General features: G+C 71.4%; 24 protein-coding genes. 8 read left to right on the top strand and 16 right to left on the bottom strand.

From position 1 onward, the window contains the following. Positions 1-99 precede the first annotated feature (99 nt). Positions 100-525 (top strand): NUDIX domain-containing protein, encoded by a 426-nt coding sequence (locus ACFYO9_RS29645; RefSeq protein ID WP_358776340.1) that lies wholly within the window; start codon positions 100-102, stop codon positions 523-525. A gap of 70 nt (positions 526-595) precedes the next feature. Here ACFYO9_RS29645 and ACFYO9_RS29640 read toward each other — a convergent pair whose 3' ends face one another. The 10 genes from ACFYO9_RS29640 to ACFYO9_RS29595 all read right to left on the bottom strand — a co-directional run bounded on the left by ACFYO9_RS29640 (position 596) and on the right by ACFYO9_RS29595 (position 10,440). Further along, positions 596-775, bottom strand: a complete 180-nt coding sequence (locus ACFYO9_RS29640) for a hypothetical protein (protein WP_355815770.1) — start codon at positions 773-775, stop codon at positions 596-598. Positions 776-876: 101 nt separating this feature from the next. Further along, positions 877-1,629: a hypothetical protein gene (locus ACFYO9_RS29635; RefSeq protein ID WP_388666698.1), complete on the bottom strand. Its 753-nt coding sequence runs from the start codon at positions 1,627-1,629 to the stop codon at positions 877-879. A 124-nt stretch (positions 1,630-1,753) separates the two neighbouring features. Next, positions 1,754-2,233, bottom strand: coding sequence for a lamin tail domain-containing protein (locus tag ACFYO9_RS29630; RefSeq protein ID WP_358778049.1), 480 nt, complete (start codon positions 2,231-2,233; stop codon positions 1,754-1,756). Positions 2,234-2,627: 394 nt separating this feature from the next. Continuing rightward, positions 2,628-5,039, bottom strand: a complete 2,412-nt coding sequence (locus ACFYO9_RS29625; protein WP_358778132.1) for a glycoside hydrolase family 95 protein — start codon at positions 5,037-5,039, stop codon at positions 2,628-2,630. A 178-nt stretch (positions 5,040-5,217) separates the two neighbouring features. Next, on the bottom strand, positions 5,218-5,718 hold the full coding sequence (locus ACFYO9_RS29620; protein ID WP_355809099.1) for a hypothetical protein: 501 nt from the start codon (positions 5,716-5,718) through the stop codon (positions 5,218-5,220). A gap of 259 nt (positions 5,719-5,977) precedes the next feature. Further along, complete coding sequence (locus ACFYO9_RS29615; protein ID WP_355809102.1) at positions 5,978-6,220, bottom strand: DUF397 domain-containing protein; 243 nt, start codon at positions 6,218-6,220, stop codon at positions 5,978-5,980. Positions 6,221-6,329: 109 nt separating this feature from the next. Then, positions 6,330-7,496 carry a thiolase domain-containing protein gene (locus tag ACFYO9_RS29610; RefSeq protein ID WP_358778133.1) on the bottom strand — a complete coding sequence of 389 codons (1,167 nt, stop codon included), beginning with the start codon at positions 7,494-7,496 and terminating at the stop codon, positions 6,330-6,332. A gap of 8 nt (positions 7,497-7,504) precedes the next feature. After that, positions 7,505-8,584 carry a thiolase domain-containing protein gene (locus ACFYO9_RS29605; protein ID WP_358778050.1) on the bottom strand — a complete coding sequence of 360 codons (1,080 nt, stop codon included), beginning with the start codon at positions 8,582-8,584 and terminating at the stop codon, positions 7,505-7,507. Next, positions 8,584-9,543 carry an OB-fold domain-containing protein gene (locus ACFYO9_RS29600; protein WP_358778051.1) on the bottom strand — a complete coding sequence of 320 codons (960 nt, stop codon included), beginning with the start codon at positions 9,541-9,543 and terminating at the stop codon, positions 8,584-8,586. The genes ACFYO9_RS29605 and ACFYO9_RS29600 overlap by 1 nt, the downstream gene beginning before the upstream one ends. A 96-nt stretch (positions 9,544-9,639) precedes the next feature. After that, positions 9,640-10,440, bottom strand: coding sequence for a crotonase/enoyl-CoA hydratase family protein (locus ACFYO9_RS29595; RefSeq protein WP_358778052.1), 801 nt, complete (start codon positions 10,438-10,440; stop codon positions 9,640-9,642). A 264-nt stretch (positions 10,441-10,704) separates the two neighbouring features. On the opposite strand from ACFYO9_RS29595, the gene ACFYO9_RS29590 reads away from it, so the two are divergent. From ACFYO9_RS29590 to ACFYO9_RS29580, 3 genes are all read left to right on the top strand, one after another. Further along, positions 10,705-12,318 (top strand): acyl-CoA synthetase, encoded by a 1,614-nt coding sequence (locus ACFYO9_RS29590; RefSeq protein WP_358778134.1) that lies wholly within the window; start codon positions 10,705-10,707, stop codon positions 12,316-12,318. 135 nt (positions 12,319-12,453) lie between these two features. After that, positions 12,454-13,053, top strand: coding sequence for a hypothetical protein (locus ACFYO9_RS29585; RefSeq protein ID WP_358778053.1), 600 nt, complete (start codon positions 12,454-12,456; stop codon positions 13,051-13,053). A gap of 326 nt (positions 13,054-13,379) precedes the next feature. After that, a complete protein-coding gene (locus ACFYO9_RS29580) occupies positions 13,380-14,333 on the top strand; it encodes a hypothetical protein (protein WP_358778054.1) in 954 nt (317 codons plus the stop codon). 135 nt (positions 14,334-14,468) lie between these two features. Here the strand turns inward: ACFYO9_RS29580 and ACFYO9_RS29575 are convergent, their stop codons facing one another. Then, the gene (locus ACFYO9_RS29575; RefSeq protein ID WP_358778135.1) at positions 14,469-15,368 is read right to left on the bottom strand and encodes a LysR family transcriptional regulator; all 900 of its coding nucleotides are present in this window, start codon (positions 15,366-15,368) and stop codon (positions 14,469-14,471) included. A gap of 137 nt (positions 15,369-15,505) precedes the next feature. Continuing rightward, positions 15,506-17,008 carry a PLP-dependent aminotransferase family protein gene (locus ACFYO9_RS29570; protein ID WP_388666695.1) on the bottom strand — a complete coding sequence of 501 codons (1,503 nt, stop codon included), beginning with the start codon at positions 17,006-17,008 and terminating at the stop codon, positions 15,506-15,508. Between the two features lie 136 nt (positions 17,009-17,144). Here ACFYO9_RS29570 and ACFYO9_RS29565 point away from each other — a divergent pair, with 136 nt between their 5' ends. Beyond that, positions 17,145-17,795, top strand: coding sequence for a hypothetical protein (locus ACFYO9_RS29565; RefSeq protein ID WP_358778055.1), 651 nt, complete (start codon positions 17,145-17,147; stop codon positions 17,793-17,795). Here the strand turns inward: ACFYO9_RS29565 and ACFYO9_RS29560 are convergent. Continuing rightward, positions 17,778-18,416: a chorismate mutase gene (locus tag ACFYO9_RS29560; protein WP_358778056.1), complete on the bottom strand. Its 639-nt coding sequence runs from the start codon at positions 18,414-18,416 to the stop codon at positions 17,778-17,780. The genes ACFYO9_RS29565 and ACFYO9_RS29560 overlap by 18 nt on opposite strands. Positions 18,417-18,578: 162 nt before the next feature. Then, positions 18,579-19,424 carry an alpha/beta hydrolase gene (locus tag ACFYO9_RS29555; RefSeq protein WP_358778057.1) on the bottom strand — a complete coding sequence of 282 codons (846 nt, stop codon included), beginning with the start codon at positions 19,422-19,424 and terminating at the stop codon, positions 18,579-18,581. A gap of 209 nt (positions 19,425-19,633) precedes the next feature. Between ACFYO9_RS29555 and paaK the strand changes: the two genes are divergently transcribed. Further along, on the top strand, positions 19,634-20,932 hold the full coding sequence (paaK, locus tag ACFYO9_RS29550; RefSeq protein WP_358778137.1) for a phenylacetate--CoA ligase PaaK: 1,299 nt from the start codon (positions 19,634-19,636) through the stop codon (positions 20,930-20,932). Positions 20,933-21,054: 122 nt separating this feature from the next. Here paaK and ACFYO9_RS29545 read toward each other — a convergent pair whose 3' ends face one another. Continuing rightward, a complete protein-coding gene (locus ACFYO9_RS29545; protein WP_358778058.1) occupies positions 21,055-21,876 on the bottom strand; it encodes an ANTAR domain-containing protein in 822 nt (273 codons plus the stop codon). A 129-nt stretch (positions 21,877-22,005) separates the two neighbouring features. On the opposite strand from ACFYO9_RS29545, the gene ACFYO9_RS29540 reads away from it, so the two are divergent. After that, a complete protein-coding gene (locus tag ACFYO9_RS29540; protein ID WP_358778059.1) occupies positions 22,006-22,410 on the top strand; it encodes a helix-turn-helix domain-containing protein in 405 nt (134 codons plus the stop codon). 106 nt (positions 22,411-22,516) lie between these two features. Here the strand turns inward: ACFYO9_RS29540 and ACFYO9_RS29535 are convergent, their stop codons facing one another. Further along, positions 22,517-24,034 (bottom strand): acyl-CoA synthetase, encoded by a 1,518-nt coding sequence (locus ACFYO9_RS29535; protein WP_358778060.1) that lies wholly within the window; start codon positions 24,032-24,034, stop codon positions 22,517-22,519. Between the two features lie 117 nt (positions 24,035-24,151). Here ACFYO9_RS29535 and ACFYO9_RS29530 point away from each other — a divergent pair, with 117 nt between their 5' ends. Then, on the top strand, positions 24,152-26,560 hold the full coding sequence (locus tag ACFYO9_RS29530) for a penicillin acylase family protein (protein ID WP_358778061.1): 2,409 nt from the start codon (positions 24,152-24,154) through the stop codon (positions 26,558-26,560). The last annotated feature ends 24 nt before the right edge of the window (positions 26,561-26,584 follow it).

Raw genomic sequence — 26,584 nt, 5'->3', positions numbered from 1 at the left:
CCCGACGCGCGACCGGGCCCCTCGTACGATCTGGTGTGATCCCGAGACGCCGGGCAGGGCGGGGTGGAGAACTTCGGAGGTGCCCAGGTGGGGGATCAGGTGCGTTCACGTGTCTCGGCGTACGCCGTTGCCGCCGAGCGGGACGAACTGCTGCTGACGCAACTCTCCGACGCTTCCTCGGTGTTCGAGCCCGGACTGTGGCATCTGCCCGGCGGCGGCATCGACCCGGGCGAGCAGCCCGAGGAGGCGCTAGCTCGAGAGCTGTACGAGGAGACCGGTCTGGAACTCCGCGGCGCGCGGCTGGTGGATGCCCGGACGTACTCGGCGTGCAGGTTCGGCGTGAGCCAGCACCTGGTGGGGCTCTTCTACGTCGTCGAGCTCGCCCCGGGGACCGTCCGGGTGGCCAAGACCGACGACTCCACGTCCGCCGTGGCCTGGACGCCGCTGGCGGGCCTGGACGAGTCGACGCTCTCTCCGGCCGCGGTCGACGGCCTGGGGATGATCGGGCTCAGGACCGGTCCCTGACGGGAAGAGCGCGTGCCACCGGGGCACGCGTCCTTCGCGAAGAGGTCGAACGGAGCGGTACCGGGGTGGTTCAGAGAAGCCCGCCCAGGAGTCCGCCGAGGAGGCCTTCGAGGAGGCCACCCAGCAGGCCCCCGCCGCCCTTGCCGCCCTGGGTGGTCGCGGCGGGGTCGTCGGCGATCGCGGTGCCGGCGCCGATGATCACGACGGTCACGGCGGTCATGCCCGCGGCGAGAAGTCGACGAGTACGCATGAACCTCAACTCCAATCGATACGTGGAGTCTCCAGTGCAGCGGCGCGCCCGCTCGGCCGCATCCCGCGCGTGGCATACGAGGGACCCTCGGCGGCCGGACCTCACGCGCTCAGGCAGGCGCCCACTCCCCGGTTGCCGCCGCTGCTGAACGCGTTGATGCGCTGGTCGGCGTCGCCGTGGTCCTGCGAGTCGGTCCAGGGGGTGTCGTCGGCCAGGGCCGTGAGCGCCTGGGCCAGCTCCTCCTCGTCGCCCGGCTCGAACTTCAGGTCCTCGGAGCCGAAGAGCGTCGCCCCCGCCAGACAGTCGGCCTGGAGCTCCGCCACGACGGCCGACAAACCCTGCACGCGGCGCTGCACGGCATGGCCCCACTCATGGGCGATCACCAAGTAGACCCAGGCGTCGCCCTGTTCGTACCCGGTGCTCAGCAACTCGGCGTCCCAGGCGATGAAGTCCTCGGCCGGGCAGTAGAAGGCGTTGAAGGCGACGGCTGGTTCGCCCGCGCAGGCGGGGGCGTCGGCGGAGCGGGGGGTGTAGGCGCCGCGTACGGTCGGCGAGGCGTAGGCGCCGGTGAAGTGGTCGTTCCAGTGGGCCTGCCAGAACCTGTCGACCACGCCGACGGCGTCCCGTGCCTCCGCCTGCCAGCCCCCGCCCGGCGTCCGGCCGCCGTCAGACGGGCCGGCGCGGTCACGGTCCTGTGGCGGCGCGCTGTTGCCGTCCTTGGGCGCGGTCCGAGCCGGGCCACCGCCCGCACACCCTCCCGCGGCGAGTGCGGTGCAGAGGAGCAGAACCGGCAGCCAGGCGCGGTGGCGCCTGGTTCGCCGGTTGCGCCGGGTGGTCCGCGGGTTCAAGGTCATCGGGTCTCCGCTCCGCGCTGCTCCGATGGTGGCGCCGGTCCGCCGCGCCGTCGAGACCACCGCACGGCCGCGCCGGGCAGCACAGGCTGCCCGGCGCGGACCGGATCACTCACCCCATGAGGGGTCAGTGGTGGTTGTGGTGGTGGCCGCCGCGACCCCAGGACTTCGCGTCCACGGTGCGGTTGTGGTCGTTGCGCAGGAGCGCCTTGTCGGCGTGGTTGTCCCACACGTAGTGGCGACGGTCCTGGTAGAGGTCGGCGCGGGTGTCGTGGCCGACTCCGGTGTGGACCTTGACCGAGGACCGGCCGGCGAGCCAGACGTTGCGGAAGCGGTAGGTCTGGCCGTCGCGGTTGCGCAGCGTCCAGCCCTTCAGGTTCACCGAGTGCCGGGTGGTGTTGGTGATCTTGACCCATTCGGCGTTCCGCGACCGGTTGGAGTTGTCGTCACGGCCGGGGCTGTCGGCCTGGACGGCGCTGATCGCGACCTGCGGCTGCCGGTGGTGGCCGTGATCGGCGGCGGCGGCCGGCAGGGCCACGGTCGAGATGACGGCGCCGACGGTCACGGCCGTGGCGGCGAGGCGGCGGGCGGTCGAAGAAGCAGACATGGTGCTGTCCCCTCAAGAGCAGTGCTCCACCAGCCGATACCGAAGCTGGTGGGTGCGCGGTACGAGTTCCCGGTCCGGTGTGGGCCGAGGAACCAAACTGTGAAGCTTCGGTGACGCCTCCGGCAGGCCGACCGGGATCAGTTACGAATCACGGACATTTCCGTAACCATTGCCTGAACGTCTCAGCACCTTACAAAAGTCGTGACCCTGACATTCACTGAGCGCTACACCCACCCGTTGAACCATCAATGGCAAGCGCTTGTGCGCTCCGGCGCGCGGCCGGTGACACCACCCGGCGCATCACCCGAACGGACCCGTCCGGCTTGGTAACAACCGTTCTGCACATTTCTTCGCATGCACGCTCCCGTTTCGTACGCGACACCGAAAGAGAAGGTCAGTCGAAGACATACCGTCGGCCCGCCTGCACCTTCACGACCTTCTCGCCGTAGCCCTCACTCCCGCCCTTGCCCTTGCCTTCGCTCTTGCCCGCGTCGAACAGCGTGCTGCGCAGGACCAGTTCGCGCGTGCGTGATGCCTTCAGGACGACGCGGGTGGCGCGGCCCGACGCCCAGTCGATGTCGACGGTCGCGCCGCCGCGTACCCGCAGGCCGCGGACCGAACCCTTCGGCCAGGCCGTCGGCAGCGCGGGCAGGATCTCGATCACGTCGTGCTGGCTCTGCACCAGCATTTCGACGATGCCCGACGTCGCGCCGAAGTTCCCGTCGATCTGGAAGGGCGGGTGGGTGTCCCAGAGGTTGGGCAGCGTCGAGGACTTGAGCTGTTCGCCGAGCATATTGTGCGCGTGGTCGCCGTCGTGCAGCCGCGCCCAGAAGTTGATCTTCCAGGCCTTGGACCAGCCGGTGCCGCCGTCGCCGCGCGCCATGAGGGAGACCTTCGCCGCGTCCGCCCATGCGCTGCCGGGCTCGATCTGCCGTCCGGGGTGCAGGGCGTAGAGGTGCGAGACGTGCCGGTGGTCGTCCGTACGGCCGTCCAGATCCGTCTTCCACTCCTGGAGCTGGCCCCAGGAGCCGATGCGCAGGCCCGGATCGAGGCCGTCCAGGGTCTTCTCCAGTTCGGCGCGGAAGGCCGGTGAGTCGCCGAGCACGCGGGCCGCTTCGAGGGTGTTGGTGAGCAGGTCGTGCACGATCTGCTGGGCCATCGCGCCGCCCGCGGTGAAGTCGCCGTGCTCGGGCGAGTAGCTGGGCGTGACGATCAGGGTGCCGTCGCGCGGGTCGACGCGCAGGTTGTCGAGCCAGAACTCGGCGGCCTCCTTCATCGCCGGGTACGCGGTGGCGCGCAGGTAGTCCGTGGAGCCGCCGAAGCGGTAGTGCTCGTAGAGCTGGGCGGTGAGCCAGGCGGCGGCCTCGGGGAACCAGAAGGCCGTCGACCAGTCGTGCACCCCGGTGAAGCCGTAGGGGTTGGTCTCGTTGTGCACGACCCAGCCGCGGCTGCCGAACATCTCCTTGGCCGTACGCCGGCCCGGCGCGCGCAGCGCCTCGACGAATCGGTCGTAGGGCACGGTCGTCTCGGGGAGGTTGGCGGCCTCGGCGAGCCAGTAGTTCATCTGGAGGTTGATGTTGGTGTGGTAGTCGGCCGACCAGGGCGGGGTGGTGCTGTTGTTCCAGACGCCCTGGAGGTTGGCGGGCAGCGAGCCGGCGCGCGACGAGGCGATCAGGAGGTAGCGGCCGTACTGGAAGAAGAGCGCCTCCAGCGCCCGGTCGGCGGCGGCACCCGCCTCCGGACCCGCCTCGGCGGCCCCCGCCCCGTACTCCTTGAGCAGCCGGTCCGTGGGGACGTCGTCGGGCAGCGCCTGCCCGATGTCCAGGGCGACGCGACCGAACAGGGCGCGGTGGTCGCGCAGATGGCGGGCGCGCAACGCGGCGTGGCCCGTCGCTACGGCCTTGTCGACGGTGCGGGTGACGGCGGCGTGCGGGTCCGCGCCCCGGTAGTCAGGGTAGGTGTCGGCGTAGTCCGTGCCCGCCGCGAGGACGAACCACACCTGGTCGGCGCCGGTGACCGTGACGCGTCCGTCGTCGTGCGCGACGCGCGTCCCGCCCCGATGCACCACGCGCAGTTGGGCCTCGAACTTCAGGGCGTTGTCGGCGAGTTCGCCCCGCACGGTGATCCGGTCGCCGTGCGCGGTCGCGGTGAAGTCAGCGCGCGGCGAGGAGTAGCGGAACGTGCAGGTGAGTTGGGCGGGCCGGTCGGCGGAGAGGCGGCCGACGATCACCCCGTCGGGGTACGAGGCGAAGAACTCCCTGTGGTGGCCTGTCTGTTCCTGGCGGTACGTGACGGTCGCGAGGCCCCGTTCCAGGTCGAGGGCGCGGCGGTACGAGGCGTCGGGCGCCGCCGGGGCGCCGGGCACGTCGATGTGGAGGTCGCCGAAGGTCTGGTGGGCGCCGTAGCCGCGGCGCGGCTGACCGAGCCGCGCGGCCACCTCGTCGGGGGTCAGCCTGCCTCGCGCGTCGAGCTCATCGCGGACGGCGTCGAGGGCGCCGGGCCGGGGCGCGCGCCAGTTGCCGAAGTCGTAGCCGTCCCGGGCACCGGGGCCGCCGGTCCACAGGGTCTTCTCGTTGAACTGGAGACGTTCGGAGGTCAGGGTGCCGAAGACCATGGCGCCGAGTGCACCGTTGCCGATGGGCAGGGCCTCACGCTCCCAGTCCTCGGCGGGCTTCCCGTACCAGAGCGTCAATTCATCGGAGGTGTCGCGCCTCCCCGTTTCGGCAGCAGCCGAGGCGGGACCGGCGCCCGCGAGCGTGCCACCGCCCGCGGCCAGCGCCGCAGCACCGCCGAGCGCGGACTTCATGGTGGTCCTGCGCGTGATCCTCTGGATCCCCTGAGTCATGACCGGTCACGTTAAAAGTCCGATGACTGGCTGGCAAGGGCACGACACAAAACTGCCCCGATCCGTGCAGGGATCGGGGCAGCGCGTGGGCGGAGGTGCGGTTGCGCCGGGGCGGTCCCCGACGCGCGTGCGGTGCGGCTCAGCCCTGCTGGAAGAGCTCGGCCGGCAGCGGCTTCAACAGCGCGTACAGGTCGTCGGTGATCGGGCGGTCCCAGGCGGCGATGGTCACCAGGACGTTGTCACTGCGGTCGAACTGCACGCAGGAGATCCGGCTCTCGGAGAGCTTGAGGCGACGCACGATGAGGAGGTTGTCCCCCTGCATCACCGGCAGGTCCTCGGACGAGACGACGGTGACCTCTTCGTCGTTCTCCAGCGCCAGGAGCAGCTGGGCCACCTCGAAGGGGACCTCGCCCTCGGCGGTCTCGCGCGCGGGCGAGCCCTCGGGGAGGTTGCCGATGATCATCGCGGGGCCGCGGCCGCCGAACAGGTCGTACCGCAGGAAGACGCCCTGGCAGCTGCCGTCGGGGGCGGGCAGCAGGCCCGCGCCGAGATTGCCGGGCCAGTCACCGGGGTCCATGGCCAGGACGTCGAAGTCCGGGCCCGCGGGAGTGGCGGAGCTGCGGCGGCGGAGGAAGGACATGCGCCCATGGTACGTGGCCTTCGGCCTTTCCCGACGCGGGGGCGGGGCGCCCCGCGGACCACCGGGCACCGCGCGACCAGCCACGAAGCGCCGACGGCGGGCACGGCGGCGACGGCGTGCGGACGGCCACCTCACCGGCACGGCCCGTCCGGCACCGCGTCGGTGCCGGACGGGCCGTGCGTCGTACGTTGCCGTGCGTCTCACGCGGCCGTGCGTCTTCCGTAGCTGTGCGTCGTACGTACGGGAAGCGCGCGCCCTCCTACGTCAGGTCGAACTCGCCCGTGCGGGCGCCGTGGACGAAGGCTCCCCACTCCGCCGGAGTGAAGATGAGGGAAGGGCTCTCGGGGCGCCGACCGTTGCGCATCGCGACGAAGCCCTCGACGAAGGCGATCTCCACATCGCCCCGCCCCTCGCTGCTCGATCGCCAGTCCGCCGTGCTGAGGTCGAGCTCCGGCTTGTCCCAGCCCGCGAGTGGATGGTGCTGAATGGTGCTGTCGGCCACGTCCGTGCTCCTCCCGAATGCGTCGTCCGGCGCCAGCCTAGCTTTCGCTCCGGGCGCCGGACAGGCCGCGACGGCAGGACCTCGGCCGCCCCCGGTGGGCCGGGCGCCGTCAGGTGGTGGGTGGTTCGGCGCCGACCAGCCACATGGCGAAGAACTGCGAGCCGCCTCCATAGGCGTGCCCCAGCGCCCTTCGGGCGCCCTCGACTTGGTGCTCCCCCGCCTGACCGCGCACCTGGAGCGCCGCCTCGGCGAAGCGGATCATCCCGGAGGCGCCGATGGGATTGGTCGACAGGACGCCGCCGGACATGTTCACCGGGAGGTCGCCGTCGAGTTCCGTCACGCCGGACTCGGTGAGCTTCCACCCCTCGCCCTCCGCCGCGAAGCCGAGGTTCTCCAGCCACATCGGCTCGTACCAGGAGAACGGCACATACATCTCGACGGCGTCGATCTCCCGGCGCGGGTCCGCGATGCCGGCCTGCCGGTAGACGTCGGCGGCGCAGTCCTTGCCCGCCTGCGGGGACACGAAGTCCTTGCCCGCGAAGAGGGTCGGCTCGCTGCGCATCGCCCCACCGTGCATCCAGGCCGGCGGCCGGGGTGAACGGGCCGCGCCCGCACGGTCGGTGAGGACCATCGCGCAGGCGCCGTCGGAGGACGGGCAGGTCTCCGAGTAGCGGATCGGGTCCCACAGCATCGGTGACGCCTGCACCTTCTCCAGGGTGATGTCCTGCTCGTGGAGGTGGGCGAAGGGGTTCTTCAGGGCGTTGCGGCGGTCCTTGTACGCGACGAGCGAGCCGACCGTGTCGGGCGCGCCGGTGCGCCGCATGTAGGCGCGCACGTGCGGGGCGAAGAATCCGCCCGCGCCCGCGAGCAGCGGCTGCTGAAAGGGGATGGGCAGGGAGAGGCCCCACATCGCGTTCGATTCCGACTGTTTTTCGAAGGCGAGGGTCAGGACGGTGCCGTGGACGCGGCCCGCGACCAGGTTGGCGGCGACCAGCGTGGTGGAGCCGCCGACGGAGCCCGCCGTGTGGACGCGGAGCATGGGTTTGCCGACGGCGCCGAGGGCGTCCGCGAGGTACAGCTCCGGCATCATGACGCCCTCGAAGAAGTCCGGGGCCTTGCCGATGACGACGGCGTCGATGTCCGCCCACGTCAACTCGGCGTCCGTCAGGGCGGCTTGGGCGGCCTCGCGGACCAGGCCCGCGATCGACACGTCCCGTCGCGCGGCCACGTGCCTGGTCTGGCCGATCCCGACGACGGCCACGGGCTCCTTGCCCACCGGACTGCTCATCGTGCGTCTCCTTCCAGGACGGCGACCAGGTTCTGCTGGAGGCAGGGCCCGGAGGTGGCGTGCGCGACGGCCCGGTCCGAGGCGCCCCGGTGGATGCGGGCGGCGGCCTCGCCGAGCCGGATGAGTCCCGCCGCCATGACGGGGTTGGCGGCGAGGGCGCCGCCGGAGGGGTTGACCGCCACGTCGTCGCCGAGCTCCAGGGCCTTGCGCAGGACGACTTCCTGGGAGGTGAACGGGGCGTGCAACTCCGCGGTGTCCACGGGGCGTTCGAAGACTCCGGCGCGTTCGGCGGCCAGCCGCGTCGAGGGCGAGTCGGTGAGGTCCCGGACGCCCAGAGTGTGTGCCTCGATGCGGTGGTCGATGCCCCGGATCCAGGCCGGGCGCCCGCACAACTCCCTGGCCCGGTCTCCCGCGGCCAGGATCACGGCGGCGGCTCCGTCACCGATGGGCGGGCAGTCCCCGGTGCGCAGGGGGCGGACGGCGTACTCGCCCTGGGCGACCGAACCGCGCAGCTGTGCATGGGAGTTGCTCTCCGCGTCGGCACGGCTGCGGCGCGCGACCCCGGCCAGCGCGGGCTCGTCCGTCTCGCCCGCGTCGATCAGGGCCTGCGCCTGGAGGGCGGCGAGCGCCACGGAGTCCGGCCAGAGCGGGGCCACGTAGTACGGGTCGAGCTGGCGGGTCAGCACGTCGCGCACGGAGCCGGGCGAGGACTTGCCGTAGGAGTAGACGAGCGCGGTGTCGGCCTCGCCGGTCTGCAGCTTCACCCATGCCTCGTACAGCGCCCAGGCGCCGTCCATCTCGACGTGCGACTCGGAGATCGGCGGCCAGGCGCCCACCCCGTCGAGCGCCATGGTGAACGAGAAGGCGCGCCCGGCGAGGTAGTCGGACGAGCCGGAGCAGGTGAACCCGATGTCGCTGGTCTTGAGGCCGGTGGCGGCGAGGACCTCGTGCAGCACCGGCATGAGCATCTCGACCTCGGAGAGCTCGTCGGTGGTCCGCAGGTGGTCGCTCTGCCCGAAGGCGACGACGGCGACGTCGCGGGCGGGTCGCATCACGGTCGGCTTGCGGGGCGCCATCACACCAGCTCCTTGTACGTGTCGTAGTCGGCGTCGGGCTCACCCGTGGGCCGGTAGTGGTCGGGGTAGCGGCCGCCCTCGGTCCACACGGGTTCGACGCGCAGGCCCATGCGGACCTCGTCGTAGGGGATGCCCGCGATGCGTGCGTGCAGGGCGAGGTCGGCGCCGTCGAGCGCGATGTGCGCGTAGACGTAGGGCACTTCGATGTCGAGGTTCTTCGCCTTGATGTTGACGATGCAGTACGTGGTGACGGTGCCGCGCGGTCCGACCTCGACCCGCTCCACCGTGCCGACCCCGCAGGTGGGGCAGGCGCCGCGCGGCGGGACGTACACCTTGCGGCAGGAGGGGCAGCGCTCGCCGACGGTCTTCTGCTCGGAGAGGGCGTGGATGTAGGCGCTCTGGGCGCGGCCGGGCGAGTACGTGTAGTCGAGCCGGGCGGCGGCGACGATCCCGGTGACGGGGTCGGTGAACTCCCCGCTGTGCGGCACCATTTCGGCGTGGGCGCCATCTTCCTCGTACGGTTCGAAGCAGGCGATGTCGGTGATGGCGCCGACGCGTTCGGCGGCCCAGCGGACGCGGACGCGCATCCCGGTGCGGACGGCGTCGGGGCCCGGGGCGTCCAGTGCGTGGAGCAGCGCGGTGTCGGCGCCGTCGAACCGCACCAGGACCCAGGCGAAGGGGGTGTCGAGGGGCTGGCCGCGGCGGGGTTCGTGGTTCCAGGCCCAGGTGGTGACGGTGCCGGTGGGGGCGACCTCCACCAGGTCGCGTATCTCTTCGGCGGTCACCGGGTCGTACTCGACGGGCGGCACGAGGGTGCGTCCGTCGCCGGTCCTGACCCCGAGCAGGGTGCGCTCGCGCAGCCCGGTGAGGAAGGCGCTCTGCACGGGCCCGAGGGAACGGGTGAAGGGGAACTCGACGACCAGAGGGGCACGCAGGACTTCGGGGGAGGCGGATGCCATGACCGGGACTCCGTTTCGAGCGACGACGGGGCGCCCCTGCACGGGGCGTGGGAAACCGCACGGCCGGATACGGCGGCCCCGCGGTCGAGGGGAGGACTACTGGCGCCGGAACACGGGGGCGCGTTTCTCCGCGAAGGCCCGGGAGCCCTCCTTGGCGTCGGCCGTGTCGAACACGGGCCACCCCCGCTTCAGTTCGGCCGCGAGGCCCTCCGTCTCCGTCAGCTCCGCGGCCTCGTACACGGACGCCTTGACCGCCTCCACGGCCAGCGGCCCGCACGCGTTGATCTGCTCGGCGATGACCAGCGCCTTCTCCAGGGCCGTGCCGTCCGGCACGACGTGTCCGACGAGACCGACGGCGGCCGCCTCCGCCGCCGAGTAGGGCCGTCCGGTGAGCAGCATCTCCAGGGCGTGTGTACGCGGGATCTGCCGGGGCAGCCGCACGGTCGACCCGCCGATGGGGAAGAGCCCTCGCCGGACCTCGAAGAGCCCGAAGGTGGCCGACTCACCGGCGACCCGGATGTCCGTGCCCTGCAGGATCTCCGTCCCGCCGGCCACGCAGTGGCCCTCGACGGCGGCGATGACGGGCTTGCGGGGGCGGTGGTGGCGCAGCATCGCCTTCCAGTGCAGATCGGGGTCGGCCGCGAGGCGGTCCCGGTACTGCTCGCCCTCCATGCCCTTGCCCGCGAGGGCCTTGAGGTCCATGCCGGCACAGAACGCGCCGCCCGCGCCGGTGAGCACGATGGAGCGGACCTCGTCGTCCTCGTCTGCCGCGAGCCACCCGTCGTAGAGGCCCACGAGCATCGCGAGGGACAGCGCGTTCTTCGCCTCGGGCCTGTTCAGTGTGAGTACCAGTGTGGCGCCCTCGCGCCGCACGGAGAGGTGTTCCGTCCCACCCATGTGCCGTGCTCCCTCCATCGACGGCCACCGCGCGGGCGGCCTGTCGCCTCCGGACCTGGAACAGGTTGCAGTAGCCGGGGAGCCAGTTCAATAGTTTTCTGACACCTAGTCAGTTTTCCTCCGTGGGGCCCCTTCCCACTTGGGGGCCGCTCTGGTCTGATGACCGCCAAGCCGGACGACCCGACGAAGGCCGCCGAGGCCAACCGGCCCGACGAACCGCCGGGCCGGACGTCGCCGTGGGGCACCGGGGTCAGGAGGAGTGCGGTGGAGTACAACCTTGCCGACCTGTTCGAGTCGGTCGTCGACGTGGTCCCCGACCGTGAGGCGCTCGTCTACATCGACCATCCCGGCACCGGCGCCGAGCACCGGCTGACGTATGCCGCGCTCGACACGGCCGCCAACCGCATCGCCCACCACCTCATCGACAGCGGCCTCAGGCCCGGCGAACACCTGGGCCTGCACCTGTACAACGGCGTCGAGTACCTGCAAACCGTCCTCGGCTGCCTGAAGGCACGCCTTGTGCCCGTCAATGTCAACTACCGTTACGTCGAGGAGGAGTTGGTCTACCTCTACCGCGACGCGGACCTCGCGGCGCTCGTGTTCGACGCCGAGTTCACCGGGCGCGTGGCGGCGGCGCTGCCGCGCACGGAGAAGCTGCGGCACCTGATACGGGTGGGGGCGCCTCCCGCGGACGCTCCCCCGCTCGACGTGGTGGCCTTCGCCGACGCGGAGGCGGCGGGCTCGCCCGAGCGGGGCTTCGGCCGGCGCTCCGGCAACGACCTGTTCATCATCTACACCGGCGGCACGACGGGTATGCCGAAGGGGGTGATGTGGCGTCAGGAGGACCTGTTCTTCGCGGGGCTCTTCGGCGGCGAGCCCACCGGTGAGCCGGTGAAGCGCCCCGAGGAGCTGGCCGAACGGGTCGCGGCGGGCGGCCCCGGCCTCACCTTCTTCCCCGCTCCCCCACTGATGCACGGCACGTCGACGCTGACGTCGTTCATCGCCTTCAACTACGGGCAGCGGGTGGCCCTGCACCGCAAGTACGTCCCCGAGGAGATGCTGCGCACGATCGAGAAGGAGAAGGTGTCCAGCGTCTCACTGGTCGGCGACGCGATGCTGCGGCCACTCATCGACGCGCTGCGCGGCCCGCTCAAGGGCACGGATCTGTCATCCCTGTTCAGCGTCTCCTCGTCCGGGGCGATCATGTCCGAGACGGTCCGCGCCCAGTTCCAGGAGCTGGTGCCGAACGTGCTGCTCCTGAACAACTTCGGCTCGTCCGAGTCGGGTTCCAACGGCCGGGCGACGGACGACTCGGGCCCGGAGAAGGGCTTCCGCCTGGAGGTCAACGAGCGTACGCAGGTGGTGGATCCGGCAACGTACGAGCCCGTCCCGGTGGGCGAGCCGGGTCGGCTTGCCCAGCGCGGCCACGTACCGCTCGGCTACTACAACGACCCGGCGAAGACCGCGGAGACCTTCTTCCAGAAGGGCGAGGAGCGCTGGGTGCTGCTCGGTGACATGGCGACGGTCGACGAGACCGGCATCGTCACCGTGCTCGGGCGCGGTTCGCAGTGCATCAACACGGGCGGCGAGAAGGTGTACCCGGAGGAGGTCGAGCAAGCCCTCAAGTCCCATCCGGACGTGTACGACGCGCTGGTGGCCGGGGTGCCCGACGAGCGGTGGGGCAGCCGGGTGGCGGCGATCGTCCAACTCCGTACCAGAGCCTCGGCGTTGGACCTGTCGGCGATACAGTCGCACTGCCGTGAGCGGCTCGCGGGCTACAAGATCCCGCGCGCCGTGGTCTTCACGGACCACATCCAGCGCTCACCGAGCGGCAAGGCGGACTATCGGTGGGCCAAGAGGGTGGCGGCTGCGGGGTAGGTGGGCAGCGTTCGTCAGCTCGGCCTCCCCTAGGTGCCAGAAGCTATGCCATGTGCCGCGAGGTGCGTGGTGCTGACGTGCATGCCTGCAACCGCAGTCCGCGAGCTGCTTTACGCTCACTGAATGGGCCTCTGCATGGAACTCCTGATCGTCGACTGCGCGTACATAGAAGCGGTGTCGGCCGAGCTGCGGGCCGACCTGGTGGAAACCGCTGCGTTCGGCAGTGACGACGCGAGAGGGGCGAACCATTCGGAGGGATGGACCTGGCCTGATGCCGCGAACGGCCCCTGGTACGCACGTTACGAGTTCCGTAACACCCTCACCTCGTACAAGCCGCATTTCTGGGCCGGTGAACGCTGGGACAAAATGCGAGGATTCACCCGGCCCGAGCTCCGCACGGCCTTCGATGAGTTCAGCGCTCCACTGTTCTGGGGCGAGTACAACTGGGAGTTCGCGCAGCCTCCGTTCACCCCCGCCGTATCTGGACGGGAGAACCACTGGTGCCCAGAGGCCATGCGATGGCTCCTCCCCGAAGACGTGGCCGCCCTTCGCCACTTCTGGACTCAGGTTGAGCCCGGCCTGCCGTCCCTACGTGAACCCTTCGAGCAGCACGTCGCCGAGCCCACGGGGCAGACCAGCGACTTCTTGTCGTTTGCTGCGCTCGTCACCGAGTGGGGGGCGGTGGTCACCGAGGCTGCAGGGCGCGGCTGGGGCATCATCGGCCTGAAATGCTGACATAGACCCGAGCAGCGCAAGCGACCCCGCCCGTATGGCGGCCGAACAGCCGGACTCATTCGCGCGCACCCGGCTGGCGAGGAAGGTTGTCCCCCCGACAGATGCCGCCGAACTGCTCTGGCTAGTTGGACTGCAGTTCTTGCATGCCGGCGCACCGGCCAGCTGCACCCAGCATGCGCAGCACCACGTGCGCTGCCTTATGAGAACCGGCTGCACATATCCTTCGGCGGCTCATGAACGCCCGTAGGATCATGCGCGCGGCGTCTGAGAGCGATAAAGGATCGCGCCTCCATCGCCGTTCAGCTGTACGGGGGAAGGGATGGCGGATGAGACTGCGCATCGGGGCGGCGACCCTGCTGATGCTGAGCGTTGGGGTGGCGGGGTGTGGGTCCCCGGATCCAGCCCCCGAACCCACGGCGACCTCCAGCGCCCCGGCGGTGCAGGTCGAGTTGGAGACAGCGGGGTCTATGTCGGTCGCCGCGCCCGGGTACTTGCGCGGCACGGTGACCAACCGGATGGCCGCCGGGCGGCAGGTCACCGTGAAGGTCCAGTTCACCGTCCACCGAGGTGACGAACGCAAGCTCACCGTGGCCCGCCACGACATCTCCGCCACCGGCTGGACGCCGGTGGCGCTGACCGGCCATCCAGACTGGGTCAACTCGTTGGTGACCGGTACTTACCAGCTGGCGCTGCGCAAAGGCTCGAACCGGTTCAAGCTACGGGTCACTCCGAGGTTCAAGACCACACAGGCAAACCAGGACCTCCCCGTCTCGGTGTCCCTGCTCGACGCCACAGGGAAGACCTTGTCCGAGCACAGCGTCTCTCCCTCGCTGGACCTGGTCCACATGAGGGCCTCGCCAATGACCGAAACGCTGCGGCGCGGCAGGGAGTGGAACGAGACCACCATCACCCTGACCAATACGTCGACGACGGATTACCGCGCCATGACCGTGCGGACCTTCCAGTCCTGCTATGGGCCGAACGGCAGCGACTGCCCCAAGTCGTCGTTCAAGCTGCAGTGGTTCATCGACGGTCAGTGGCGCCCGGTGCGTACCTATATTCCTCCGCGCAAGCCTGGCGTCAATGTTGCCAAGATGACCGTGCTGACCCGGGTGGCGCAGCCGGTCGGTGCCACCCGGACGTTCCGGCTGAGAATCGCCGCGACCTCCACCGCACACCTCGACAGCAACGGCGACCTGCACGTCGGCGCGGACAGCGGACCGACCGGCGAAGAACCGTGGGCATCCGAAGGTACTTCCTCCGAGTTCACCATCCGCTAGGCCGTTGCTGAGGGTTCATGTCCCCCTTGAACACGGCGTACGGCACCATCGCCGAGTTCCTGCTGTACGACTTCAGCTGGTGCCACCAAGCCCTCACCAGCTACACATCTCGCTCCACGCGTACCCCGACAAGTCCTAGGCGGCGGACCCCGCCCCCAGCACCGCGGCCGCCACGTGGTCGCGGAACCACCGGTGTCCCGGATCCGAGGAGTTGCGCGGATGCCACGCCATGCCGAGCTCGACCGGGTCGAGGTCCAGCGGGATCGGGAACGTGCGCAGGCCGAGGGCCGAGATGGTGTCCGTGAGCCAGTCCTCCAGGGTCAGTGTGACGAGGTCGGTGTTCCTGGCGAGGACCATCGCACTGGTGTGGCTCGGCACGACGACCGCGGTCCTGCGGCGCAGGCCGAGCTCCGCGAGGGCGCCGTCGATGGGGCCCTGGCGTTTGCCGAGCCGCGAGATGCCGATGTGGTCGGCGGCGGCGAAGCGGCGCGCGTCGATCGGGCCGTCGAAGAGCGGGTGACCGCTGCGGGCGACGGCCACCACCCTCGTCGTCACGAGCCGCTGGGTCCGGATCTCCGGATCCAGATGCGTCAGCGAGCCCAGTTCGACGTCCAGCCAGCCCTGGCGCAGCGCGGGGCCGCCCTCCACCGACTCCGGCAGGAAGACCACGTCCACGTGTGGGGCCTCGGCGTGGATCCGGTCGGTCAGCGTTCCCGCGAGTCCCGCCAGGAGGAGGTCGGTGGCCTGCACGGTGAAGGTCCGTTGGAGCCGGCCCGCGGCGAACCCCGCCCCGGGGCGCAGCAAGTCGTCGCAACCGCGCAGTAGTTCGCCGACCTCACCCCGCAGCTCCAGGGCGCGCGGGGTGGGGACCATGCGCTGCCCGGCGCGGACGAGCAGCGGGTCGCCGACGGCGCGGCGCAGGCGGCCCAGCATGCGGCTGACGGCGGCGGGTGACGTTCCGAGCCGCTCGGCGGCGCGGGTCACACTGTTCTCCTGGAGCAGGGCGTCGAGCACGCGCAGCAGGTTGAGGTCCAGTGCCAATTGCGAGCTCCTGAGCTGCGTCGTCACGCTTACGTTCGGGTCATGAGGTCGGTCGATGGCGATTTTGGCACTGCCTCTGGCCACCCAGTGACTCGGCCCTGCCTCAGGCCACCCAGTGACTCGGCCCTGCCTCACGCCACCCAGTGCGACCGCGCACCGCCGCCCCGTGTCCGCACCGGGTCGTCGGCGAGTGCGGCGGCCATCCGGCGCACCGCCTCGCGCAGGGTGTCCGGCGGGATGGTGTACGGGATGCGGAGCCGTTGCTCGAAGACGCCCGGGTCGGTTGCGAAGCAGGAGCCGCTCTCGATCCGTACCCCGTGGTCGAGCGCCCGCTCGGCCAGCGCCGAGCCGATCGGCTCGCCCAGGTCCACCCAGAGCGAGAGGCCGCCGGGCGGCAGGTGCCAGCTCCAGCCCGGGAGGTGTTCGGCCAGGGCGGCGGTGAGCGCGGCGCGCCCCGCCCGTAGCTGCTCCAGCCGGCGGGGCAGCAGGTCGTCCGCCCGGTCAAGGAGGTCGAGGGCCAGGAGTTGGTCGAGGACGGAGCCGCCCATGTCGGTGGCGACGCGCTGCCCCGCGAGTTCGGTGACGAGCCGGGCGGGCGCCCGCAGCCAGCCGATGCGCAGGCCCGCCCAGTGGGTCTTGCTCATGGAGCCGAGGGTGATGAGCTGGCCGGTGCCGCCCGGCGCGGCGTGCGAGGCGAAGGGCGCGGGCGCCGGTACGTCGAGGGCGAGCTCGGCGAGGGTCTCGTCGACTACGGTCCAGGAGCCGCACCGCCGGGCGGCGTGCAGCACCCTCGCCCGCTCCTCCGGCGGCATGAGGCAACCGGTCGGGTTGTGGAAGTCCGGTATCAGATAGGCGAGTTGCGGCACCGATTGCCGGAAGGCGGACTCGACGACATCGCCGTCCCAGCCCTCTTCTGTGACGGGTACGGAGAGCGTGCGCAGCCGACCGCGGCGCATCGCCTCCAGAGCGTTCGGGTAGGAGGGGTTCTCGACCAGGATGCGGTCGCCGGGGCTGCTCAGGAGTCCCAGGACGAGGGTCAGCGCGTGCTGGGCGCCCGAGGTGACCAGGATCTGTTCGGGCACGGTGGCGAGACCCCGCCGGGTGTAGCGCTCGGCGACTGCGGCCCGGAGTTCGGGCAGGCCGTACGGGTGGTAGCCGGGGGTGTGCGCGTGCGCCGCGAGCTGGGGCGCGACCCGGGCGAGGGCGTCGGTGAGCTCCTGCTGCGGCAGCCCGGGCGCCGCCCTGGCCAGGTCGATCGCGGTGTCCTCGGCCGCGAGGAACCGGCGCACACCGTGCGGGGCGCGGCCTGCGGGCAGCGCGGTCCAGGTGCCGGCGCCCTGGCGGCTGTGCGCGTAGCCGCTCTCGCGCAGCAGGTCGTACACGGCGGTGACGGTGGTCCTGCTGGTGTCGAGCGCGGCCGCCAGCTCGCGTTCGGCGGGCAGTCTGACGTGCAGGGCGATGCGGCCGTCCAGGATCAACTCGCTGATGGCGCGGGCCAGATGGCGGTAGGCGGGCCGCATGCCGGCGGGGTCGGGCAGCAGCGCGGCGAGTTGCCGGCTGCCGAGCGTCGTCCGATCCGTCCGGCGGACCTGCTCGTCCACGGCCGGGGGCCGCTCCGGGCGCGTGTCGACCACACCATTCTCCTGAAATTGGCTGTGCTTTACGGGCCAATCACTCTACAGAGTGGCCGCAATGGCTTTGACGATGCGCGGCTTGCCCCGCGGCGGTCCTCGAAGCGCGCACACGCTCACCGGCTCGGAGGCCAGACCAATGCGGCAGGACATCTCGTACGTCCCGTTCCACGAGCGGCCCTTGAGACGTCTGCCCCAGCTCCTGCTCGGCCTCGCCCTCTACGGGTTCAGCCTCTCGATGCTGGTCCGGGCGGCGCTCGGCGTGAATCCGTGGAGCGTGCTCTACGAAGGTCTGGAGCACCGCACGCCCCTCAGCTTCGGCACCATCAGCGCCGTGCTCGGCGTGCTCGTGCTGCTGCTGTGGATCCCGCTCAAGCAGCGGCCGACGTTCGGGACCTTCGCCAACATCGCCGTCCTGGCCGTCTCTTCCGACCTCGGCCTGCTCGCCCTCCCCGACGACCTGGGCCTGCCCGCCCGGATCGGACTGCTCGCGGGCGGGGTGGTCCTCAACGGGCTCTCCGTCGCCGTCTACGTCGGCGCGCGCTTCGGGCCCGGGCCCCGGGACGGGCTGATGACGGGTGCGGCCGCCCTGACCGGACACTCACTGCGGCGGGTCCGCACCGTCATCGAGCTCGCCGTGCTCGCGGCGGGCTGGCTGCTCGGCGGAACCGTGGGGGCCGGCACCGTGCTCTACGCCGTCGCGGTCGGCACCGTCACCCAGTACTTCCTGCCGTGGTCCGTCTACCGCCGCCCCCGCGACGCACCGCGCCTGTCAGCCCGCGCAGACTGACCGCAGCGCCCGCCCCAGGGCGACGGAGTGCAGGCCGTCGAGCCGGTCCTCGTGCCGCACGCGCACGGCCGCGACGGTCAGCACTCCGCCGCAGTACGGTGCCGTCCGCGCTTCCGGCGACAGGGCGATGCCCCGTACCAACTCGGCGTTGACGCGGTTGATCTCCTCGCGGACCTCGCCGAGGTCGGGCCGGTCCTTCGGGGCCTGGGACGGGTCGGCGTCCCAGCGGCGGAACAGCCCCCGCTGGACGACCTTGTTGGCCTCGATCTGGTCGCGGAAGATCCGCACGGTGGCCTCCGGGTCGGCGCCCGCCTCCTCGGCCTGCCGGGCCACCGCCTCCAGGACCTGGCGCTCGCGGGCCGGGTCGTCGATGGGGCTGTCCGTGCCGTACTTGGCCGCGGCGACCAGGTCGGCGGTGGCCAGCCGCTGCGCGGACAGGTCGGCCAGGGAGCGCAGCCGGGCGTACGAACCCGCGTACGAGGCGGACGTGGCGGCGGCGGACGCGGCAGGCCGGGTGGGTTGAGCGGGCGCCGCCACGGCGGCCGTGCTGCCGCCCCCGAGCAGGACGGCGGCCAGCGCGCCGGCGGTGACGAGGCGGCGGGTGTCGGTGGCGAGGCGCACGGCGGTTCCCCCTGGGGGTCGTTGACGGCGGTCCGACGACCGCACACGGTCGCCGGTCATCGTACGAGCCGTCATCGTACGAGCCGAACGTCCCGCCCCGCCGTATGCGCACACCCCGCGAGCCGCACGCCGGTCCGCCGAATCCAGCGACACGTCACGCCGTCAGTGCTGCGCGAGGAACCCCTCGACCCGCCGCACGAACCACTCCGGGTCGTCGAGCCACGGGAAGTGCCCGCCGCCCGGCTGCACTTGGCACACGCCGCCGGGGAACAGCGCGGCGAACTCCTCGGCACGGGCCGGGTTGGGGCCGCCGTCGAAGCCGCCCGCCAAGACGAGCACGGGGGCCGTCAGCTCCGCGAGCGCGGCCCGGGTCGCGGGCGGGTCGAAGGTCGCCTCACCGTAGAACGCCATGGATGCCCGCGCGTTCTTCTGCGCCGCGCTCTGCGCCCGGTGCGCCTGCGCCCGCTCGTCCCAACGGCCGTACGTGAGCGGCGCGATGACGTCCCAGCCCGCGCTCGGGGCACCGCCCGCCGCGATCTCCCGCAGCGCCGTCTCGACCGCCGGATACCAGGGCTCGTCCTTGCGCAGCGCGGCCGCGCCCATCCGGTCCTCCACGGTCACGACGCCGCCCACCGCGAGGGTCGCGGGGGTCACGAGGACGAGGGTGCGGATCCGCTTCGGGTGGCGGGCCGCGTACAGCGTGACGAGGTCACCGCCGGACGAGTGGCCGAGCACGTCGACCCGGTCAAGTCCGAGGTGCTCGCGCAGCGCCTCGATGTCGTCGACGAGCCGTTCGCAGCGGTACGTCGCCGGGTCGTCCGGCTCCGCCGAGTCGCCCGTGCCGCGCAGGTCGAGCAGGATCAGACGGCGTCGCGCCGCGAGTCCCCCGAGGTCGTCGAGGTAGACGGAGGCGCGCATCGGGCCGCCCGGCACGACGAGCAGCGGCTCACCCTCCCCCTTCTCGTGGTAGGCGAGCTCCGTCCCGTCGTACGCGCTGAATGTCGGCATACGGGTGATCATCACATCCCGGGGCCCGCCCGGGCAATGCCGACGCAGGTGGCCCATGACGGTGGCCCATGCCCTTGCGCCGCAGCTCAAAGCGGCGGTGTGCGATCCCTTGACGCCCACTGCCGGGCCTGGATTACTGAGCTGCACAGAAGATCGACGACCGAATGATCGGTCGCCCGTTCAGGACGGGAGCACTCTCTATGACGCGCATGCCGCTACTGCTCGACGCGGCGGAACGGCTCGGCCCGCGTGAGCTCGGGGCCCTGCAGCTCGAACGGCTCCAGGACACCCTGCTGCACGCGTACGAGAACGTCCCGTTCTACCGGGCGTCCTTCGACAAGGCGGGGCTGCGCCCCGACGACTGCCGCAGCCTCGCCGACCTCGCGCGGTTCCCGTTCACCACCAAGGACGACCTGCGGGCCAACTACCCCTTCGGGATGTTCGCGGTGGAGCAGTCGGAGGTGCGCAGGCTGCACGCCTCCAGTGGTACGACGGGGCTGCCGACGCTCGTCGGCTACACCGAGCAGGACCTCTCCATGTGGGCGGACGTGGTCGCGCGCTCGATCCGCGCGGCGGGCGGCCGCCCCGGCGACAAGGTCCATGTGGCGTACGGATACGGCCTGTTCACCGGTGGCCTGGGCGCGCACTACGGGGCTGAGCGGCTGGGCTGCACGGTCATTCCGGCCTCCGGCGGCATGACGGCGCGCCAGGTGCGGCTGATCCAGGACCTCCGCCCCGAGATCATCATGGTGACCCCGTCGTACATGCTCACCCTCCTCGAGGAGTTCGAGCGGCAGGGCGTCGATCCCCGTACGACGTCCCTGCGCGTCGGCATCTTCGGCGCGGAGCCGTGGACGGAGGAGATGCGGCGCGAGATCGAGGAGCGCTTCGCGATCGACGCCGTGGACATCTACGGCCTCTCCGAGGTGATCGGCCCCGGCGTCGCGCAGGAGTGCGTGGAGACCAAGGACGGGCTGCACATCTGGGAGGACCACTTCTATCCGGAGGTCGTGGACCCGATCACGGGCGAGTCGCTGCCGGACGGCGAGCGCGGCGAGCTGGTGTTCACCGCCCTCACGAAGGAGGCCATGCCCCTCATCCGCTACCGGACACGCGACCTGACGCGGCTGCTGCCCGGGACGGCGCGGATCTTTAGGCGGATGGAGAAGGTGACGGGCCGCAGCGACGACATGGTGATCCTGCGCGGGGTCAATCTCTTCCCCACCCAGATCGAGGAGATCGTGCTGCGCACGCCGGGCATCGCCCCGCACTTCCAGCTGCGGCTGACGCGGGAGGGCCGGATGGACGCCCTGACGGTGCGGGCCGAGGCCCGCGCGGACACTCCGACGGCGCGGCGCGAGAGCGCGGCCCGGGAGATCGCGGCGGCGGTGAAGGACGGCATCGGCGTCTCGGTGGGCGTGGAGATCGTCGACCCGGAGACGCTGGAGCGGTCGGTGGGCAAGTTCAAGCGCATCGTGGATCTGCGCGAGAGGGACGCGCGCGGCTGACGGCGCCGAGGGGCGGGCGAGGGCGCGGGCGGCGGGCGGCGGGCGGAGACTCCCACGGCAGGTGAGGACGCCGACGGCAGGTGAGGCGTGCGCCCCGGAATGCCCGGCGTGGCCGCCGCGTGTCAGGCGATGCTGTCGGGCGGCGCCCCCGGGTCGACGGCGGTGACGGCGAAATCGGGCTGGGCCATGGCCGGCAGGCCCGAGCCCCTCGCGTTCGACTTGGCGACCGCGGCCTCCAGTTGCTTGCGGACGGTGTCGGACAGGGCGCAGCCCTGGACGGTCGCCACGACGTCCCCGGCGAGGACGTGCAGCTTGGTGTTGGTGTTCTGGGAGGCGGTGACCAGGACGTCCCAGGCGGCCTCGGGGCTCAGGTAGAAGGAGGACATCAGGATGCCGCGGGCCAGGTCGATGATGGGCCGGGTCTGCATCGCCCGCCGCAACTGGGTCACCACGGTCCGCAGATCCTGCTCGGCGTCGTCGGCCGGGGCCGCCTCGTGGACGACCGGGCAGGCCGCGTCCGCGCCGCCGCCCGTCGGCTCGGTGGGCGCGAGGAGGTGGCGGGTGCCGGTGAGGTCGATGACGCGCTCCAGGGCGGGGCTGCTCCGGGCGATGCGGACCGTCTTGCCCTGCTCCACGGCCTGGTGGCGGAGGCCGAGCAGGAGGTTGAGGCCGGAGCAGTCGCAGAAGTCCACCTCCCGCAGGTCCAGGTCGAGGCCCTGGGGCGCGTGACTCAGGGCGCCGTAGAGCTCGGACCGGAGCCGCTGGGCGGCATCGAGATCGAGCTCACCCCACACGGCCACGGTCGTCCTGCCCGCGTCCAACCCGGGGCGCAGCCGTACGGGCGGTGACAGCGAGGTCGGAGGTGCCGGGCGTGCGACCGGCGCACGGCTGTAACTGCTGCTCTCGCCCATCAGGGGCTCATGAGAGAACGCGGGCTCCGGCATGGCCTCTCCCTCTCCTCGTTGCCTACCGCCAGTCCTAAGGCTGCCCTCCGCCCACCACACACGTCAACTAATACCTGAAATCGAGTACGTGTTTTTGAAACCGTGTATGTCTCGTCATAGAGTTGGCCCATGGATGGAGTGCCCGAGTCACACACCGGATGGACGTTTCTCACCAACCACGCGCGCGTGCTGGCGGCGATCGCCGACAATCACAGCGCCCGTATCCGCGACATCGCCGCCCATTGCCGGCTTACGGAACGCGCCGTTCAGAAGATCATCGCCGACCTGGAACAAGACGGTTATCTCTCCCACACCAAGGAGGGGCGCTCGAACTCGTACGCGATCGACCCCGCCAAGGTGCTGCGCCACCCGGCCGAGTCCGGGCTGGCCGTCGCCTCGCTGCTCTCCCTGCTCGCCCGGGACGAGGCCGACCGCACCGGCCCACTCGAGGACGACACGTCCACCGAAGGCGGCAGAGCCGTCGACGGCGAGTCGTCCACCGCAAACGGAGAGCGCCGTCACGCCAGCGCCTGACCGTACGACGGGCATGGGCCGGCGCCACGCGCCGGCCCATGCCCGTCGTACACCCCGCCTTGAACGCCCGCCGTGTGCCTCACCCGGAACCGGCCGATCCGTCCCGTCAGTTGGTGCGGAAACGGTCCCGCAGTTCCCTCTTGAGGATCTTGCCGCTGGCGTTGCGCGGCAGTTCGTCGACGAACAGGACCCGCTTCGGCGCCTTGAAGTGAGCGAGTTCTGCCCGTGCGTGCGCGATGAGGTCGGCTTCCGTGAGCTCCTTGTCGCCGCGTACGACGACGGCGGTCACCGCCTCGATCCAGCGCTCGTCCGGGAGGCCGATCACCGCGGCCTCCGCGACACCCGGGTGCGTGTAGAGCGCGTCCTCGACCTGCCTGGACGCGACGAGGACTCCCCCGGAGTTGATGACGTCCTTCACCCGGTCGACGACGGTGAAGTAACCGTCGGCGTCCCGCACCGCGAGGTCCCCGGAGTGGAACCAGCCGTCGCGGAACGCCTCCGCGGTCTCCTCCGGCTTGTCCCAGTAGCCTTCGCACAACTGCGGTGACCGGTAGACGACTTCGCCCCGGGTGCCGTCCGGCACCTCGCGTCCGCTCTCGTCCACGACACGGGCCTCGACGAAGAGCACCGGCCGCCCGCAGGAGTCCATCCGCCCCTCGTGCTCGTCGGGCCCGAGGACGGTGGCGAGCGGTCCGATCTCGCTCTGCCCGAAGCAGTTGTAGAAGGCCAGCCCCGGCAGCCGTGCGCGCAGCCGCTCCAGGACCGGCACCGGCATGATCGACGCCCCGTAGTAGGCCTTGCGCAGCGCTCCCAGATCGCGGCGGGCGAAGCCGGGGTGGTTGGCGAGGCCGATCCACACGGTCGGCGGCGCGAACAGGCTGTCCGCCTCCCCCGCCTCCACCAGCTCGAAGATCCGCTCCGGAGCGGGTTCGTCGAGGAGCGTGTTCTCGGCGCCGACCGCGAGGTAGGGCATGAGGAACACGTGCAGCTGCGCCGAGTGGTAGAGCGGCAGCGAGTGGACGGGCCGGTCGGTCTCCTTCAGGTCCAGTGCCGTGATGGCGCTGGCGTACTCGTGGAGCAGGGCGCGGTGCGTCATCATGGCGCCCTTCGGCAGGGCCGTGGTGCCGGACGTGTAGAGCAGTTGGACGAGTTCGCCCCCGTCGCCCGTACTCACGGACAGGTCCGCCTCGCCGGCCGGGCGCGGGCGGCACACGTGGGTGAGGAGGGAGTCCGTGGTGTCGCGCAGCGAGAGCACCCGGGTGGGGTCCGGCAGCCGGTGCCGCAGGTGCGGGTCGGCCAGGACGGTGGCGCTGCCCGACTGTTCGACGATGTACCTCAGATCGTCACCGGTGAGGTTGTGGTTGATCGGCACATGGACGAGGCCCGCCCGTGAGCAGGCCAGGAAGGCGATGACGTACGCGTCGGAGTTGTGCCCGTACGCTCCGACCCGGTCACCGTCGCGCAGCCCCTCGTCCATGAGGAGGCCGGCCGCCGCGGTGACCGCCGCGTCGAGTTCGGCGTACGTCCACGCGCGCTCCTTGTAGCGGAGCGCCACCCGCCGCGGTGTCCGGCGCGCGCTGCGCGCGAGGACGTCGTCGACTCTGTTGCCACCCGCACCCGTCATGGCGTGATCCTGAGTCCCCCGGGCCCGCGGGTCAAGGGACCGGCGAACGGACGGACCAAATGACCGACCGCTTGGTACGCTCAACCGCCCCTTGCCTGACTCCAGTTGGGAGGCACGATGCGCATCCGCACGAGACGCACGGCGGCGGTGGGGATCACCCTGCTGACGGCGGTGGCCCTGCTCCCGTCGTCCGGCGCGGGAGCCGCGCCCCGGGACGCCCGCCCCTCCGACGGCGGCCTGCACGCCACCATCCGCTACACCGAGTACGGCATTCCGCACATCCTCGCCGAGGACTACGAGAACCTCGGCTTCGGCACCGGCTGGGCGCAGGCCGCCGACCAGGTCTGCACCCTCGCCGACGGTTATCTGACCGTCCGCGGTGAGCGTTCGCGCCACTTCGGTCCCGACGCCTCCCCCGGCGGCGCGCTGTCCTCCGCGGCCACGAACCTCAGCAGCGACCAGTACTTCCGCGGCGTGCGCGAGGCCGGGACCGTGGAGAAGCTGCTCGACCGGCCCGCGCCGGCCGGTCCGGGACGGCGGACCAAGGAGCTCATGCGGGGCTTCGCCGCGGGCTACAACGCGTGGCTGAAACAGAACCGGATCACCGATCCGGCCTGCGCGAAGGCCGACTGGGTGCGGCCGATCACCGCACTCGACGTGGCCCGGCAGGGCTTCGCGGTCCAGGTGCTCGGCGGACAGGGCCGCGGCATCGACGGCATCACGGCCGCGGCGCCGCCCGCGACCGCGGGCGATCACCGCGCGCCCGATCCGGGCCGTACGGCGAAGGCCGCCCGCGAGCTGTTCTCCGCGCAGGACGCCGACATGGGCTCCAACGCCGCGGCGTTCAGCGGCAGGACCACCGCGAACGGCCGGGGTCTGCTGCTCGGCAACCCGCACTACCCCTGGCAGGGCGGGCGCCGCTTCTGGCAGTCGCAGCAGACCATTCCGGGTGAACTGAACGTGTCCGGCGGCTCGTTGCTCGGCACGAGCGTGGTCAACATCGGCTTCAACGGCGATGTGGCGTGGAGTCACACGGTCGCCACCGGCGTCACCCTCAACCTCCACCAGCTCACACTGGACCCGGCCGACCCGACCACATATCTGGTGGACGGCAAGCGGCGGAAGATGACGAGGCGCACGGTCACGGTGCCGGTCAAGGACGGCGCCCCCGTGACGCGCACCCAGTGGTGGACCCGGTACGGCCCCGTCGTCACCGGTCTCGGCCCCCAGCTGCCGCTGCCCTGGTCCTCGACCACGGCGTACGCGCTCAACGACCCCAACGCCGCGAACCTGCGCGGCAGCGACACCGATCTCGGCTTCGGCAGGGCGCGTTCGACCGACGACGTCCTCAAGGCCCTGCGCACCACCCAGGGGCTGCCCTGGGTGAACACCGTCGCCGCCGACCGCCGCGGTCACTCGCTGCTCAGCCAGTCCCAGGTGCTCCCCCGGATCACCGACGACCTGGCGCGGCGCTGCAGCACCGCGCTCGGCAAGGTCACCTACCCGGCGTCGGGCGTCGCCGTCCTCGACGGCTCGCGCGGCGCGTGCGCGCTCGGCTCCGACGAGGACGCGGTGCAGCCCGGCATCTTCGGCCCGTCGAGGATGCCGACCCTCAAGGACGCCCCATACGCGGAGAACTCCAACGACAGCGCCTGGCTGACCAACGCCGACAAGCCGCTCACCGGCTACGAGCGGATCTTCGGCACGATCGGGACCCAGCGTTCGATGCGCACCCGCGGCGCCGTCGAGGACGTCTCGGAGATGGCGGCGAAGGGCGGCCTCACGGTCCGGGATCTGCAACGGCAACAGTTCGCGAACCGGGTCCCTGCCGCGGACCTCGCGGCCGAGGACGCGGCGAAGGCCTGCGCGGCGCTGCCGGGCGGCACCGCGACGGGCAGTGACGGCAAGGTCGTCGACGTGTCGGGCGCGTGCCGGGTGCTGGCCCGCTGGGACCACCGGATGGACACCGGCAGCCGGGGTGCGCTGCTCTTCGACCGCTTCTGGCGGAAGGTGACGGCGGCCGTGCCGAACGCGCAGCTCTGGAAGGTGCCCTTCTCGGCGGCCGATCCGGTGCGCACGCCGAACACCCTCGACACCGCGCAGCCCGGCTTCAGGACCGCCCTGGCCGACGCGGTGACGGAGCTGACGGCCGCGGACATCGCCCTGGACGCGCCGCTGCGGGACAACCAGTACGTGGTGCGGGGCAGCGAGCGCATCCCCGTCTCCGGCGGCACGGAGTCCCTCGGCGTCTGGAACAAGGTCGAGGCCCAGTGGGATCCCGCGCGCGGTTACACCGAGGTCGTGCACGGGTCGAGCCACATCCAGGCGGTCGGCTGGAACGGCGGCCGCTGCCCCGAGGCCCGTACGCTCCTGTCGTACTCCCAGTCCTCCAACCCCCTCTCGCCGCACTACAGCGACCAGACGAAGCTGTACGCGAAGGAGCGCTGGGTGACCTCGCGCTTCTGCGAGAAGGACATTCTGGGCGACCCGGCACTGAAGGTGGTGCGGGCGCACGAACGCCGTTGAGGCGGTGGGTACTTCGGGTGGTGG

Origin of the sequence: Streptomyces sp. NPDC005863 (assembly GCF_042871345.1) — a bacterium.
In the GTDB taxonomy this organism is placed as follows: Bacteria; Actinomycetota; Actinomycetes; order Streptomycetales; family Streptomycetaceae; genus Streptomyces.
Note: the sequence above shows the minus strand (reverse complement) of the source record. Positions and strands in the feature narration are given on the sequence as shown.